At 66.5% G+C, this 14365-nt stretch carries 17 protein-coding genes; 9 read left to right on the top strand and 8 right to left on the bottom strand.

The window, feature by feature from the left end; genetic code table 11:
* Window positions 1-38 precede the first annotated feature (38 nt).
* Window positions 39-473 carry a hypothetical protein gene (locus tag ACO07J_RS12720; RefSeq protein ID WP_422029396.1) on the top strand — a complete coding sequence of 145 codons (435 nt, stop codon included), beginning with the start codon at window positions 39-41 and terminating at the stop codon, window positions 471-473.
* A gap of 289 nt (window positions 474-762) precedes the next feature.
* On the opposite strand, the gene ACO07J_RS12715 is transcribed toward ACO07J_RS12720, so the two are convergent.
* Both ACO07J_RS12715 and ACO07J_RS12710 read right to left on the bottom strand, forming a co-directional pair.
* On the bottom strand, window positions 763-1308 hold the full coding sequence (locus ACO07J_RS12715) for a hypothetical protein (RefSeq protein WP_422029394.1): 546 nt from the start codon (window positions 1306-1308) through the stop codon (window positions 763-765).
* Between the two features lie 119 nt (window positions 1309-1427).
* Window positions 1428-1946, bottom strand: a complete 519-nt coding sequence (locus tag ACO07J_RS12710; protein WP_422029392.1) for a YdcF family protein — start codon at window positions 1944-1946, stop codon at window positions 1428-1430.
* Between the two features lie 244 nt (window positions 1947-2190).
* On the opposite strand from ACO07J_RS12710, the gene ACO07J_RS12705 reads away from it, so the two are divergent.
* Window positions 2191-2433: a zf-TFIIB domain-containing protein gene (locus ACO07J_RS12705; RefSeq protein WP_422029390.1), complete on the top strand. Its 243-nt coding sequence runs from the start codon at window positions 2191-2193 to the stop codon at window positions 2431-2433.
* Window positions 2434-2561: 128 nt separating this feature from the next.
* Window positions 2562-3317 carry a hypothetical protein gene (locus tag ACO07J_RS12700; RefSeq protein ID WP_422029388.1) on the top strand — a complete coding sequence of 252 codons (756 nt, stop codon included), beginning with the start codon at window positions 2562-2564 and terminating at the stop codon, window positions 3315-3317.
* Between the two features lie 7 nt (window positions 3318-3324).
* On the opposite strand, the gene ACO07J_RS12695 is transcribed toward ACO07J_RS12700, so the two are convergent.
* From ACO07J_RS12695 to uvrB, 4 genes are all read right to left on the bottom strand, one after another.
* Complete coding sequence (locus ACO07J_RS12695; protein ID WP_422029386.1) at window positions 3325-3858, bottom strand: histidine phosphatase family protein; 534 nt, start codon at window positions 3856-3858, stop codon at window positions 3325-3327.
* A 39-nt stretch (window positions 3859-3897) separates the two neighbouring features.
* Window positions 3898-4149, bottom strand: coding sequence for a hypothetical protein (locus ACO07J_RS12690; RefSeq protein WP_422029384.1), 252 nt, complete (start codon window positions 4147-4149; stop codon window positions 3898-3900).
* Between the two features lie 194 nt (window positions 4150-4343).
* Complete coding sequence (locus ACO07J_RS12685) at window positions 4344-5303, bottom strand: IS5 family transposase (protein ID WP_422029382.1); 960 nt, start codon at window positions 5301-5303, stop codon at window positions 4344-4346.
* A 178-nt stretch (window positions 5304-5481) separates the two neighbouring features.
* Window positions 5482-7683, bottom strand: coding sequence for an excinuclease ABC subunit UvrB (gene uvrB / locus ACO07J_RS12680; RefSeq protein ID WP_422029380.1), 2202 nt, complete (start codon window positions 7681-7683; stop codon window positions 5482-5484).
* A 257-nt stretch (window positions 7684-7940) separates the two neighbouring features.
* Between uvrB and ACO07J_RS12675 the strand changes: the two genes are divergently transcribed.
* The 5 genes from ACO07J_RS12675 to ACO07J_RS12655 all read left to right on the top strand — a co-directional run bounded on the left by ACO07J_RS12675 (window position 7941) and on the right by ACO07J_RS12655 (window position 12161).
* Complete coding sequence (locus ACO07J_RS12675) at window positions 7941-8252, top strand: ETC complex I subunit (RefSeq protein WP_422029378.1); 312 nt, start codon at window positions 7941-7943, stop codon at window positions 8250-8252.
* A gap of 79 nt (window positions 8253-8331) precedes the next feature.
* The gene (locus tag ACO07J_RS12670) at window positions 8332-8970 is read left to right on the top strand and encodes a DUF1007 family protein (protein ID WP_422029376.1); all 639 of its coding nucleotides are present in this window, start codon (window positions 8332-8334) and stop codon (window positions 8968-8970) included.
* Window positions 8952-9875 carry a nickel/cobalt transporter gene (locus tag ACO07J_RS12665; RefSeq protein ID WP_422029374.1) on the top strand — a complete coding sequence of 308 codons (924 nt, stop codon included), beginning with the start codon at window positions 8952-8954 and terminating at the stop codon, window positions 9873-9875. The genes ACO07J_RS12670 and ACO07J_RS12665 overlap by 19 nt, the downstream gene beginning before the upstream one ends.
* 39 nt (window positions 9876-9914) lie before the next feature.
* Entirely contained in the window at window positions 9915-11279 is a 1365-nt protein-coding gene (locus ACO07J_RS12660; protein WP_422029372.1) for an MATE family efflux transporter, read from the top strand.
* 66 nt (window positions 11280-11345) lie between these two features.
* Entirely contained in the window at window positions 11346-12161 is an 816-nt protein-coding gene (locus ACO07J_RS12655; RefSeq protein WP_422029370.1) for a class I SAM-dependent methyltransferase, read from the top strand.
* A gap of 10 nt (window positions 12162-12171) precedes the next feature.
* Here the strand turns inward: ACO07J_RS12655 and ACO07J_RS12650 are convergent, their stop codons facing one another.
* Window positions 12172-12582, bottom strand: a complete 411-nt coding sequence (locus ACO07J_RS12650; RefSeq protein ID WP_422029368.1) for a hypothetical protein — start codon at window positions 12580-12582, stop codon at window positions 12172-12174.
* Window positions 12583-12595: 13 nt separating this feature from the next.
* Window positions 12596-13798: a pyridoxal phosphate-dependent aminotransferase gene (locus ACO07J_RS12645; protein ID WP_422029366.1), complete on the bottom strand. Its 1203-nt coding sequence runs from the start codon at window positions 13796-13798 to the stop codon at window positions 12596-12598.
* Between the two features lie 126 nt (window positions 13799-13924).
* Here ACO07J_RS12645 and ACO07J_RS12640 point away from each other — a divergent pair, with 126 nt between their 5' ends.
* Window positions 13925-14329: a helix-turn-helix domain-containing protein gene (locus ACO07J_RS12640; RefSeq protein ID WP_422029364.1), complete on the top strand. Its 405-nt coding sequence runs from the start codon at window positions 13925-13927 to the stop codon at window positions 14327-14329.
* Window positions 14330-14365: the final 36 nt, after the last annotated feature.

The raw sequence follows: 14365 nt of genomic DNA, 5'->3' as shown, positions 1-14365 counted from the left end.
GGCACGAAAAGACTCGCCGCACCGGCCCGGGCGGGCGTATGCTCGGGGCGCATGTCATGGGGCATGTGTGCATTTCCGAGGCCAAGATGCGTTACCTCAAGTCATTTCTTGCCGCAGGGCTGCTGGCGTTTGCCAGCCCCGCCGCGGCGCAACAGCTGATCGGCGCCTATACCGCCTTCATCGGCACCGACGACCTTTACAACTCCAAGGGCGCCCGCCTGACCCAGCCCTGGCAGGTGCTCCGGCAGGACCGGGCCAATTACCACCGCTACGGCATCCGGCAGGTGGGCGACGAGTGGGATCCGTTCTTCGGCAATGTCGACAACCGCGCGGCGATGGAGCGGATGATCATGAACGGCTCGATGGACCCGGTCGCGCGGCAGAACCTGCTGCAGGGCGGGGCGACGGTTTTCGTGCGCATCTACGGCTCGGGCGGGATCGGGCGGTATGTGGACGTGACGGTGGCGCGGTAGGTTTTGCCGCTGAGGCTTTTCCGTTCGATTTGGTCCGATACACGCCCGGAACAGAGGCCGAAGGCCGCCGGGCGAGCGCCGGCCCGTCCCGGCGGGCAGGCGCTTTGGCGGGCGTGGTGTGAGGTTCTTAGGTTGGATGTACTCGGCACCATAAAGCGTGGGCCACTTACGTTGCAGCGCCTCCCCACGGGCCGGCGCTCGCCCGGCGGGGACAGGTTGAGACCAAAGGTCATCCCGCATACGCCGCCAGCGCAGTCCGCTCTCGCATTCTCTGCCCTGGCCCCTCCGGTCACCGTCCTGTTGCGCCGTAGAACATGGGATCTCCGGCAACGCGCAGGCAATGCGTATAATCGGTTATGTCGGTTATATCGGGAAACTGCTTCCTGTAAGCCCACATCAGTATGCCCATGGCCTCCCAGACCGATGCATCGAACGCGTCACGGTCAGTGCTCAGCGCCTCTGTCCACCGGGACTCCCGAAGCATGTAACGGTCGCCCGCACGGGACAATTCCCAGCTTTCGTCCGGGTCCGGCCCGCGAAACTTTATCGTGTCGAGCCTGTGCATCGGAAGGGCACAGATCACCGTCGCCAACTCGTTGAAAAAACGCATGACCCCGCATTCAGTGTAGCGGTAACCGGTCCCTTCGGCGGAAAACCATACATCCGCACCCAGCAAGGACTGGTAGTAGATCGTGAGTTGGCCGTCGTCGAACAAGTCGGGTGCATAGGACGGCGCCCCCTCCCTTTCACCAAGATGGATTGTAGTGCTCCCCTCGTAAAAGCTTTCAAGGGACGTATCATCGAACGAGATGGTGTTCTCGATAAGTGTAAACATGGCGTCTTCTAAACTCGGGTAGCCGAAACAAAGAAGTGTCGCATGCCGAGGGCGATGCGTCCATTTGCGGGAACCTGAGTATCGTCAGCGCGATGCCACTGAACCCCGTCACTTGACCGTCACCCCCGCCACAGCCGCACCGCATACACCGCAAGCGCCACCGTCTCCCTCAAATGCATCCGCACCCGACGCAACAGCGGCACGCCGGTCAACTCCGGGCAGGATATCTCCGCGTCCATCCCCTGCCGCCGTGCCGTGAAGCCCGCCCGGCGGGCGTGGAACCCGTCCGTCACCAGCCAGACCGACCCGATCCCTTCCGCCGCAAGGAGGGGCAGGGCGAGGCGGATGTTCTCCTCGGTGCTCCCGGCCTCCGTCTCCAGCAGGATCGCCGCGTCCGGCACCCCCGCCGCGACGCACAAGCCTCGGATGGCCTCCGCCTCGGTGGGTCGGGCACCCGGCGGGCCGCCGCTGGCAATAATCCGGGCCACCACGCCGTCCCGGTACAGCCCCGCCGCATGCAGCGCCCGCCGCTCCAGCGCGGCCGAGGGCCGGCCGCCCTCCAGCACCTTAGCCCCCAGCACGAGGGCGGCGGCGGGGCGGGGGGTGTCGGCATTCTCCATGGCCTCACCATGCGCCATCCGCCCGGGCACTCCAAGCCCCCGTTGCGCCGCCTCCGAACGCCCCGTTAACCGGCACCCGGCACCGCCGTGAACACCGACAAAATACCGACGTAATACCGACGTGATACCGACACCGGAAAACCTCGCCATTTCCGTCCGTTAACCCCGATTCGCAAGACCCCGCCCAAATCGCCGCATCCCCTTGCAGATCGGCCCCGTACTGCACACCTCCATAGATGCAAACCACCAGAGGAGACCCGCCATGCAATGCCCCGTCGACGGAGAAACCCTCCAACTCGCCGAACGCGCCGGTGTCGAGATCGACTACTGCCCGAAATGCCGCGGCGTCTGGCTCGACCGTGGCGAGCTCGACAAGATCATCGACCGCTCGGAACCCGAACCGCCCCAGGCCCGGGTCTGGAACGCCGGGGACGACCGCCGCGGCCATGACGGGCGCAAGAAGAAAAAGCGCGGTGGATTCCTGGAAGAAATATTCGATTTCTGAGGCTTGAAGCCCAAAGTTGCAGCAGATTTCGGCCCGGTTCAGATGCCGGGTCGCGGCTTGCGCTTGTGCCATTGTCCCCCGGTCCTCCCGCGGCTAATCTGACCCTGATCAATAGGAGGCCCATGGACATGAACAAGATCATCGCGCTCTGGTCGCACCCCCGCTCGATGTCCACCGCGATGGAGCGCGTGATGCGCGAACGGGGCGACCTGACCTGCGCGCACGAGCCGTTCATGTACTATTACTACCTCAACGTCCTGGAAAAGCCGTTCCCCGGCTTCGACGCCCAGTCGGATCACCCGACCACCTATGCCGGAATCCGCGACATGCTGATCGGCATGGCCGAGGAAAACCCTGTATTTTTCAAGGACATGGCGTATTATGTTCTACCGGAAATCACCAGGGATCCGGCCTTCATGGAACGGGTCACCCACTGCTTCCTGATCCGCCACCCGCTCGCCTCGATCCTCAGCTATCACAGGCTCGATCCGCAGATGTCCAACCAGGAAATCGGGCTCGAGGACGAGTGGAAACTCTACCAGGCCGTCACCCAGGCCGGCCACGACGCCGTGGTGATCGAGGCCGAGACCGTCCGCGCCGACACCCGCGGCACCATGGCCCGCCTGTGGGAGCGGATCGGCCTCGACTTCCGCGAGGAGGCGTTCGACTGGAACAAGAAGGCCCCGCAGGACTGGGAACAGGTCAGCTCCTGGCACGAGCACGCCTCGACCTCCTCCGGCATCCGGGCCGCCGATGCCGAGGAAATGCTGCGCAAGGAGGCCGAGTTCGAGGCCCTGGCCGAGGAGGCGCCCCACCTGCGCGACTACCTGCGGCACCATCTGCCGTTCTACGAACGCCTGTCGCAGGTCGCGCTCGTCCCGTGAACCGCGCTCAGGGCGCGATCATGATCGCGCCCAGCACCTCCGCCTCACCATCTGCCATGCGGATGATCAGCACCTCGCCCGACCGCGTGCTGCGGCCGGTCAGGCCCGAGATGTTGACCTGGTGGGTCACCATCAACCGCGCCCCGGAAGTCTCTGAAATCAGGGCCTTTGCGGCGTTCGTGCTGGCCTCCTCCTCCGAGAAGTCATCGAAGAAGGAGTTGAGCGCCGGCGCCTCTTCGACCGGGCCGACATCGAGCAGCTCCGCCGTCTCGCGGCACCGGCACCATTGGCTGGTGAAGACCCGGTCGAAGCGGATGCCCCGCTCCCGGAACGCCGCGCCGATCGCCCGCGCCTGGGCCCGGCCCTGGTCATCGAGATTGCGCTGGGTGGTGCAGTCATCCAGCGTGAAATCGGCCGGATCGGCGGCCCCGGGCGCCAGCGCGTGGCGCATGATCGCGATGGCGCCGGGCTGGTCCAAAGCCTGCCAGTCATTGGCCAGTGCAAAGGCGGGAAAGAACAGGAAGACAAGAAGAAATCGCATGCGCGCAGACTTAGCCGCGCGGCCCGGATTGTCCAGCCCTCAGGGGGCGGCGCGGGCGGTGATGCGGAAGCGGTCGCCATCGAAGGCGATCTGCCAGGATTTCGCGGCGATCTCGGTGCCGGCCGCGGTGGTGAAGGGGGCGATTTGCAGCACCTCGCCGGAGAGTGTGCCCGTGGCCCCGCCGCCATCGGCAAAGCGCAGGATGACAGGCCCGTCCCCCGGCGCACCGCTCAGGATCGCGCCGGTTGCGCCGGGGTAAAGATGGGTGTTTGTCGCCTCAAGCTCGAGCATCGCTTGCCTCCGCACACCGTCGAAATCTTGAAAAGATTTCGGACCGCATTCTTTTCAGAGACCTCAGCGAAACGCACACCTCTCTCGCAGGTGGATGTCCGAGGTGGTTCTGAAGCGGCTACCGCTTTGGCCTGAGCTCGGCCGGGGTTTTCGGTCGACCCGGCCTGTGCGGCTTCGAGGGTATTCGTCTTCGCTCAGCCGTAAAGTATTCGGAACCGCGCGCCTTTCCACAGGTTCCAGCCGACGGCGGCCAGCCCGGTCAGGATGCGCATCTTCGCAAGCCCCAGGAACCGGGTCCGGCGCAGGCCCCAGTGCCGTTTCCAGTGCCCGAAGATCGCCTCGACCCGGGCACGGGTGACCCCGATCTCGACGTTGCGGGCCTTGTCCTGCGGGCCGAGCCGCTTGTGCTTCGCGCCGCGCCGCTGCACCCGGTCGGCCATGCCCGTCCGCGCCACCAGCGCCCGGCTGCGGGGGCTGGAATAGGCCCCGTCGGCATAGAGCGCCGCCTCGTCGCCCACCACCAGATCCTCGAGGCTGTCCACCTCCGCCCGGTTGCCGGGGCTCACCGCCACCCGCCGCACGAACCCGTCCTCGTCGGCATTGACGAAGGCCTGCCAGCCCCAGACCGCCCGCCGACGGCCCTTCACCGTCAGCTTCACCGCCGAGCCCGCCTCCGGGTCGCGGCGGTCGTAGCCGCTCTGCGCCGCCTCCACCACGGTCGCGTCGATGATCGCGATCCGCCCCTCGGCGAGCACCACACGGGCCTCCTCCAGCATCGCCACGACCTCGGCCAGAACCGCCTCCAGCCGGTCGCCCAGACGCGCCCGGAACCGCCCCAGCGTCGAGGCCTCGGGCACCCCCTGGTCCAGCTCCAGCCGGCAGAACTTGCGGAACAGGAGGTCTCGCGCCAGCTGCGCGGAAAGCTTCACGTCGCTCAGGTCGTACCACAGACCCAGCAGCAGCGCCCGAAAGAGCGTCTGCGCCGGATAGCCCGGCCGCCCCGTCTGCCGCCGCTCCTCGCCCCGCGGCAACAGCGCCTCGATCCGGGACCAGTCGATCACCTCCTCCACCGCGTCCAGCGCCCCAAGCGCGGGATGCTCGAACAGCTCATGGGAGGCGAAAAGGGCGGGCTGGGTGGTGAAGCTCTGTCTCATGGCCAATCATACCACTTCGACGGAAACAGAAGAATCCTCAAAGTTTCGCTGAGGTCTCTTTCAAGAATGCGCGCCAACCCACACATTCTGAACGATTTTCCGAGAGCGGCGTTCCGGGTTCGCAAACACCGCAACACCGTGCCGCGCTCGTTTAACCGCGCCTTAACCAACCCGTGGTTCAGTGCTTCTTGCGCCGTTTCACGTTGCCGCCGCGTTGGCCGGGCCGGCCGGCTGTCGACCGTCCCTTGGCGCCAACGGCCGCGTCGGAGGCCTTCTCGACCGCCTGCTGCCGCGCCAGCGGGTCGTCATGCACGGCAAGATCGACGGCCTCGAGCCGCTTGACCTCGTCGCGCAGCCGCGCCGCCTCCTCGAATTCGAGGTTCTCGGCGGCCTTGCGCATCTCGGTGCGCAGCCCGTCGAGATGGGCCTGCAGGTTGGCACCCACCATCGGCTTGTCGACCTTTGCCGTCACGCGGTTCATGTCGACATCGCCCTTGTAGAGCCCCGACAGGATGTCATCGACATTCTTGCGGATCGTCGCCGGGGTGATCCCGTGCTCCTCGTTATAGGCGATCTGCTTGGCGCGGCGGCGCTCGGTCTCGCCGATGGCGCGCTCCATCGAGCCGGTCATGCGGTCGGCATACATGATGACCCGCCCATCGGCATTCCGCGCCGCCCGCCCGATGGTCTGGATCAACGAGGTTTCCGACCGCAGGAACCCTTCCTTGTCGGCATCGAGGATCGCCACCAGTCCGCATTCGGGAATGTCGAGCCCCTCACGCAGCAGGTTGATCCCGATCAGAACGTCGAAGGCGCCCAAGCGCAGGTCGCGAAGAATCTCAATCCTTTCAAGCGTGTCGATGTCGGAATGCATGTAACGCACGCGGATGCCCTGCTCGTGCAGGTACTCGGTCAGGTCTTCCGCCATCCGCTTGGTCAGCGTCGTCACCAATGTCCGGTATCCGGCTTCCGACACCTTCCGCACCTCGTCGAGCAGGTCGTCGACCTGCATCTCGACGGGCCGGATTTCCACCTGGGGGTCCAGCAGGCCGGTCGGGCGGATCACCTGTTCGGTAAAGACGCCGCCGGTCTGTTCCAGCTCCCATGCCGCCGGGGTGGCCGACACGAACACCGATTGCGGGCGCATCGCATCCCATTCCTCGAACTTGAGGGGCCGGTTGTCCATGCAGGAGGGCAGCCGGAACCCGTGCTCGGCCAGCGTGAACTTGCGCCGGTAGTCGCCCCGGTACATGCCACCGATCTGCGGGACGGACACGTGGGATTCGTCGGCGAAAACAATGGCATGGTCGGGGATGAACTCGAAAAGCGTGGGCGGCGGCTCGCCGGGCGCGCGGCCCGTCAGGTAGCGCGAATAGTTCTCGATCCCGTTGCAGACGCCGGTCGCCTCCAGCATCTCGAGGTCGAAATTCGTCCGTTGCTCCAGCCGCTGCGCCTCGAGCAGCTTGCCTTCGCCGACAAGCTGGTCGAGCCGCGTGCGCAACTCTTTCTTGATACCGATGATGGCCTGCTGCATCGTCGGCTTGGGCGTGACGTAGTGCGAATTGGCATAGACCCGGATCTGTTCGAAACTGCCCGTCTTCGCGCCGGTCAGCGGATCAAATTCGGTAATCGATTCAAGCTCCTCGCCGAAGAAGCTCAACTTCCACGCCCGGTCTTCGAGGTGGGCAGGCCAGATCTCGAGGCTGTCTCCGCGCACCCGGAAGCTGCCCCGCTGGAAGGCCTGGTCGTTGCGGCGGTACTGCTGCGCCACCAGGTCGGCAATCACCTGCCGCTGGTCATAGGCGCCGCCCGCCTTCAGATCCTGTGTCATCGCCCCGTAGGTCTCGACCGAGCCGATGCCGTAGATGCACGAGACGGAGGCCACGATGATCACGTCGTCGCGCTCCAGCAGCGCCCGCGTGGCCGAGTGGCGCATCCGGTCAATCTGCTCGTTGATCTGGCTTTCCTTCTCGATATAGGTATCCGAGCGCGGCACGTAAGCTTCGGGCTGGTAGTAGTCGTAATAGCTGACAAAATACTCGACGGAGTTGTCGGGGAAGAAGCCCTTGAACTCGCCGTAAAGCTGGGCCGCCAGGGTCTTGTTTGGCGCCAGGATGATGGCCGGGCGCTGGGTCGCCTCAATCACCTTGGCCATGGTGTAGGTCTTGCCCGTGCCGGTCGCCCCCAGCAGCACCTGGTCGCGCTCGCCGGCGTCGACACCTTGCGACAGCTCGGCGATGGCGGTGGGCTGGTCACCGGCCGGCTGGAACTCGGTCGCCATGACGAATTTCTTGCCGCCCTCCAGCTTGTCGCGATGCTTCACGTCCGGCGCGGGCGCGTGCATCAGCGGTTCGGATTTGTCGGAATGGGCATAGGGCATGGGGCGAATCCTCGGGGGTTGCGCTAGACTTGGCCTCTTTCCCCGCCAGTTCAACCCGCCATGGCCCGGCCGGCGCCTCTCCTGACAGCAGCAGTCAGTAAGACGGGCTTTCATTGTTCCGAAAATACTCCCGCCGGAGGCATCCGTCCGTGCCGCCGCGCGCCGCCGCCGCAGGGGGAGCGCCCTGCACTGCAAACGCCCTCTTGCCCGGCGGCGCGGATTTTGGAATAACCGCAACGACCCGAAGGAGTTCGCCGATGCCAGCCCGTATCTACAAGCCTGCGCGCAACACCATGCAATCCGGTACCGCCAAGACCAAACACTGGGTGCTGGAATTCGTCAACGAGACCGGCCGCGATGTCGATCCGCTGATGGGCTGGACCTCGTCCTCGGACACGCAGGCGCAGGTCAGGATGCGGTTCTCGTCCAAGGAAGCGGCGCTGGAATATGCCCGCGAGCACGGGATCGACGCGGTGGTGACCGAGCCCCACAATCGCAAGCCCAATGTCCGCCCGGGCGGTTATGGCGAGAATTTCGCCACCAACCGCCGCGGCGCCTGGACCCACTGACAGCACGCGCGGGCGCCCCGGCGCCGACCGCATCGCGCGCGGATTGCCCGCCGGCGCCGGGCGTCGTAAGACAATGCCCGTGCGCGCCTTGCTCCTCATATCCGCCCTGCTGGCCAGCCTTGCCGCCGCCCCGGCGCGGGCGCATCCGCATGTCTTCGTCGATGTCGGGCTGAGCTTCGAGACCGACGGGCAGGGGAACCTGACCGGGGTCGAGGTGACATGGGCCTATGACGACCTCTTCTCGATGCTGATCCTGTCGGATTATGGGCTCGATCCGGATGGCGACATGGCCCTGACCGAGGCGGAACGGGCGGAGCTGATCGGCTTCGACCTTGCCGACTGGCCCGAGGGGTTCGAGGGCGCGCTCTTCATCGACACGGCCGGGGGCAAGCTGTCGCTCGGCCCGCCCGAGGCGCTGTCGCTACGGATGGAGGACGGTCAGATTGTCACCCGTCACCGCCGCCCGGTCTCGACCGAGATGCCCCGGGGAATGACGGTGCGCGCCTATGACCCGTCCTATTATGCCGCCCTGTCGATGATCGGCGAGATGATCCTGCCCGACGGCTGCACCGGTGAGCTTACCCGGGCCGACACGGCGGCAGCCGATGAGACGGTCGAGACCCTCGGCAATACCGGCGCAGAGGATTTCTTCGACACGTTCGAGGTGGGCCGCTTCTATGCCGATACGCTCGAGGTGACATGCGAACCGCTCTCCTGATCGCGGCCGTGTTGATTGCCGGGGCGGCGCTGTGGCTCTGGGCGTTTGGCGGGGCGGGAGACGTGGCCCGCTGGGCGGCCGAGGGCCAGCGCACGACGCAGGAGGCCATGGCGGCGGGGCTGCGCGCGCTGCGCGCGGGCGAGCCCGGCGCCTTGGCGGCGCTGCTGGGCACCTGTTTTGCCTACGGGTTCTTCCACGCCGCGGGGCCGGGACACGGCAAGGTGCTGATCGGCGGTTACGGGGTGGGGGCACGGGTGCCGGCGCTGCGCCTGTCGTTGCTGGCGCTGGCCTCGAGCCTTGCACAGGCGGCGACGGCGGTGGCGCTGGTCTATGCCGGGGTGCTGGTGCTGAACCTGTCGCGGCCGGCGATGACGGGGTTTGCCGACCGGGTGATGGCGCCGGTGAGCTACGGGGCCATCGCGCTGGTCGGCCTCTGGCTGGCGGTGCGGGGCGCGCGGCGGGTGTGGTCGTCGCGTTCCGTGCACCACCATGCTCATGACCACCATGATCACCACCATCACCACGGCCCCGACGGCCATTGCGACACCTGCGGCCACCGCCACGGGCCCACGCTGGAAGAGGCGGCAGAGGTGAAATCGTGGCGTGACGCCGCCATGCTGGTCGGCGCCGTTGCCATCCGGCCCTGCACCGGCGCGCTGTTCCTGCTGATCCTGACATGGCGCTTCGGCCTCGACGCGGCGGGCATTGCCGGGGCCTTCGTCATGGGGCTGGGCACCGCCTGCGTGACCATCGCGGTCGCCGTGGCTGCCGTCACCTTCCGGGAAGGGGCGCTCAGCCGGCTGGCCACGGGGCAGGGCGCCGCCCGCGCGCTGCCCCTGATCGAGATCGCCGCTGGTTGCCTGATTGCCGCCATCGCGGGCCAGCTTCTGCTCGCCGCGCTGTGACGTCTTGCCGCGGTCACGCGGCGGGGGTAGGCGAGCGGGATGAAGGACGCACTGACATACCGCCAGCACGCCCGGGCGACCCTGATGCTGGGCCTGCCGCTGATCGGCAGCCACGTGGCGCAGTTCGCCATCACGCTGACCGATGCGGCGATGCTGGGCTGGTACTCGGTCGACGCGCTGGCGGCCGAGGTGCTGGGCGGCACGACCTTCTTCGTCTTTTTCATCATGGGATCGGGCTTTGCCTGGGCGGTGATGCCGATGGTGGCCTCGGCCCAGGCCGCGGGGCAGGAGCGCCAGGTGCGCCGCGTCACCCGAATGGGCGCCTGGGCCTCGGTGCTCTACGGGCTGGCGGTGCTGCCGGTGCTCTACTGGTCCGGGCCGGTCTTCCGCGCGCTGGGGCAGGACCCGGAGATCTCGGCGCTGGCCGAGGATTACCTGCGCATTGCGGGCTTTGCCACGCTTCCGGCACTACTGGTGATGGTGCTCAAATCCTACCTCGCGGCGCTCGAGCGGACGCAGGTGGTGCTGTGGGTCACTGTGGCGGCGGTCGGCCTGAACATCGTGGTGAACTACGCGCTGATCTTCGGGCATTGGGGCTTCCCCGAGATGGGGGTGCAGGGCGCGGCCATCGCCTCGCTCGCGGTCAATATCGCGTCCTTCGTGGTGCTGGCCATCTACGTGGCCATCGCCACGCCCGAGCACACGCTCTTCCAGCGGGTCTGGCGCCCGGATTGGGAGGCACTGGGCCAGGTCTTCCGCCTCGGCTGGCCGATCGGCATCACCAACCTCGCCGAGGTCGGGCTGTTCGCCGCCTCGACGGCGATGATGGGCTGGCTGGGCAAGCTGCCGCTAGCGGCGCATGGCATCGCGATGCAGGTCGCCTCGGTCATGTTCATGGTCCATCTGGGCCTGTCGAACGCCGCCACGGTGCGGGCAGGGCAGGCCTTTGGCCGCGGTGACGGTCCGGGGCTAAGGTCAGGGGCACTGGTGGTGCTGGTGATGTCGGGGGTGGTGGCGCTGGTGACGGTGGCGATCTTCCTGCTTTTCCCCGAGCCCCTGATCGGCCTGTTCATGAGCCCGTCGGAGCCCAACCGCGCGGGCGTCATCGCCGTGGGCACCGGCCTTCTGGCGGCGGCGGCGCTGTTCCAGCTGATGGATGCGGGGCAGGTGATGGCGCTTGGCCTGCTGCGCGGGGTCCACGACACCCGCGTACCGATGATCATTGCCGCGATCAGCTACTGGGGCATCGGTGTGCCGGTCAGCTACGTGATGGGTTTCACGCTGGGCTGGGGCGGTGTCGGCATCTGGCTGGGGCTGGCGGTGGGGCTGGCCTTTGCCGCGGTTTTCATGCTGGCCCGGTTCTGGGGCTGGTCGGCGCGGAACGTGGCCGCACGGATGGGATAAGCCGCTTGCGGATGACGATTCCGTGCTATGCTGCGGAGGTTTCATTGTCAGGAAGGACTGGCCGCCATGGAGTTCAGGGAATTCGCGCGTCTCGAGGTCGACGGCTGGTCCGACGAAGGGCTCGCCGACACCTATGTCAACCGCTTCTCCAAGGCCACGGACATGGCGGTCGCACCGATGCTCGCCTGCCTCGAACCGGGCTGCGACATGCTCGATCTGTGCTGCGGGCAGGGCAATCTCAGCGCCGCCGCCCACGCCGCCGGTTTCCGGGTGACCGGGCTCGACTTCTCGCGCGAGATGCTGGCCCACGCGCATGAGCGGGCGCCGGATGTCGTCTTTCTCGTGGGCGACGCGCAGGAGATGCCGTTCGACGACGACGTCTTCGACGCGGTGACCTGCGGCTTCGGCCTGATGCACGTGCCCGATCAGCCGAAGGCGCTGGCCGAGGTGGCCCGCGTCCTGCGCCCCGGCGGCCGTTTCGTGATGGCCAGCTGGCACGGGCCGGACGTGTCGGAAACCTTCGCACTGCTCTACGGCAGCGTGCGGGCCCACGGGGCGGCCAGCGTGACCATGCCCGAGAGCCCCGACTTCCACCAGTTCGCCCAGGAAAAGACCGCACGGAAGCTGTTCAGGAAGGCCGGGCTGACGCTCGATCGGTTCGAGACCATCGACTGCTGCTGGGAACTCGACAATCCCTCGGACGTGGTCGAGATCTTCCAGAACGGCGCGCCGCGGGCCGGCTACCTGCTGAAAAACCAGCCCGAGGAAAACCTGCGGGCCATCCGCCGGGCCATCACCAGGCGGGCGCGCAAGGATTTCGCCCGTGACGGAGGCTGGACCGTGCCCATGCCGGCGGCGCTGGCGGTGGGAATCAAGGGCTGAGGGACAGCCCTCAGCCGCCCTGTTCCTTCATCAGCCGCTCGGCCTTCTTGCGCACCAGCACCGCGCGCAGGTCGTGCATCGCCAGCAACAAAGCGTCGCTCACCAGTTCGAGCTGCTCGTCGGTGGCCTTGGACTGGGCCCAGTGGGTCGTGGTGTTGAGGTAGTCGACCGCCCTGTGAATGTCGTCGATATCCCGGTGGGCGAGGATTTCCAGCCGCTCGGCCATCCATTCCTCGATCACGCTCAGGTCGCGCTCGGTCAGGTCACGGTCGCCATGCGGCTTGATCTGGCCGTTGCGGATGTTGACCACGGCGATCTGGTCCATCTCGATGCGACGCTGACGGTTCTCGGTGTCCACGCGGAACACGAAGGCGCCGTTTTCGCGCACCCGAAAGTAGTATTCCGGCAGATCGTCCGACATCGCCCCTCGGCTCTCAGGTCAGCGCGGCGCAGAAATTCGCGATGCGCTTGCAGGCCTCTTGCAGGGCCTCGTCCGAGGTAGCGTAGCTGACCCGGAAGGCCGGGGAAAGCCCAAATGCCGCGCCGAAGACCACGGCCACGCCGGCCTCTTCCAGCAGCGCGGTGGCGAAGGTTTCGTCGGTATCGAGCCTGGTTCCGGCGGCGGTGGTCTTGCCGATCAGCCCCTCGATCGAGGGGTAGACATAGAACGCGCCCTCGGGCGTCGGGCACTCGATCCCGTCGATGGCGCGCAGGCCTTCGAGCACGAGGTCGCGGCGGCGGCGGAAGGTCTCGTTGTTGGGCGCGATGAAGGCTTGCGTGCCGTTCAGCGCCTCGACCGCCGCCCATTGGCTTATGGTGCAGGGGTTCGAGGTCGATTGCGACTGGATCTTGCGCATCGCGGCGATCAGCGTCTCCGGCCCGCCGGCATAACCGATCCGCCAGCCGGTCATGGCATAGGCCTTGGAGACGCCGTTGCAGGTGAGGGTGCGGTCGTAAAGTGCGGGCTCCACCTGCGCGGGCGTGCAGAATTCGAACCCGTCATAGGCCAGGTGCTCGTACATGTCGTCGGTCAGAACCCAGACATGCGGGTGCCGCATCAGCACGTCGGTCAGCGCCTTCAGCTCGTCCCACGAATAGCCCGCGCCAGTGGGGTTCGAAGGCGAGTTGAAGATGAACCAGCGGGTCTTGGGCGTGATCGCCGCCTCGAGCGCCTCGGGCGTCAGCTTGAAACTAGTCTCGATCCCCGCCGGGGCGATCACCGGCTCGCCGCCCGCCAGTAGCACCATGTCGGGGTAGCTGACCCAGTAGGGCGCGGGGATCACCACCTCGTCGCCGGCATTCAGCGTGGCCATCAGCGCGTTGTAGAGGATCTGCTTGCCGCCGGTGCCGATGCTGACCTGCTTCGGCGTGTACTCGAGCCCGTTGTCACGTGCGAACTTGGCGCAGACCGCCTCTTTCAGTTCGATGATCCCGTCGGGCGCGGTATAGCGCGTCTTGCCCTCCTCGATCGCGCGAATCCCGGCCGCGCGGATGTTTTCCGGCGTCGGAAAGTCGGGTTCCCCGGCGCTCAGGCTGATCACATCCTTGCCGGCCGCCTTCATCTCCTGCGAAAGCGCGGTGATCGCCATGGTCGGCGAGGGTTTGACGCGGGCAAGTGTCGCGGAAAGGGAAATCATTTGGCACTCCGGTTGGAATAAGCGCGCGAACGCTCTATAGTCTGGGTTCGAGTTCATCAGTGACAAACCGGAGCATTGACCGGTTGTAAAGCCCCGTCTCCCGAAAGACCAAAGAAAGGACTTCCCATGAACGCCCAGACCGAGGATGGCTGGTACGACCCGAACGCAACCACTTTTGGCGACCGTGTCGCCGGGGCGCGCGAACAGGCCGGAATGAGCCAGGCCGACCTGGCAAAGCGACTTGGTGTCAAGCTGAAGACGCTCAAGTCGTGGGAAGACGACCTGAGCGAGCCGCGCGCCAACAAGCTGTCGATGATGGCCGGGATGCTGAACGTCTCGCTTCTGTGGCTGCTGAGCGGCGAGGGCCCGGGCCCCGATGGCCCCGAGGACGTGACCGAACTGTCGCAGGATGTCACCGACCTGTTGATGGAAATCCGCGATATCCGTTCGCAGCTGGCGCTGTCGGCGGATCGGCTGGGCCGGCTTGAAAAGACGCTGCGTGCCAAGCTGCGCGAGGAAGCGATTGCCTGAGCTCCGGCCTGCCGGCGAAACGGCGCAGAACCGGCT

It is taken from the genome of Roseovarius sp. (assembly GCF_965228755.1).
Lineage (GTDB): Bacteria > Pseudomonadota > Alphaproteobacteria > Rhodobacterales > Rhodobacteraceae > Roseovarius.
Note: the sequence above shows the minus strand (reverse complement) of the source record. Positions and strands in the feature narration are given on the sequence as shown.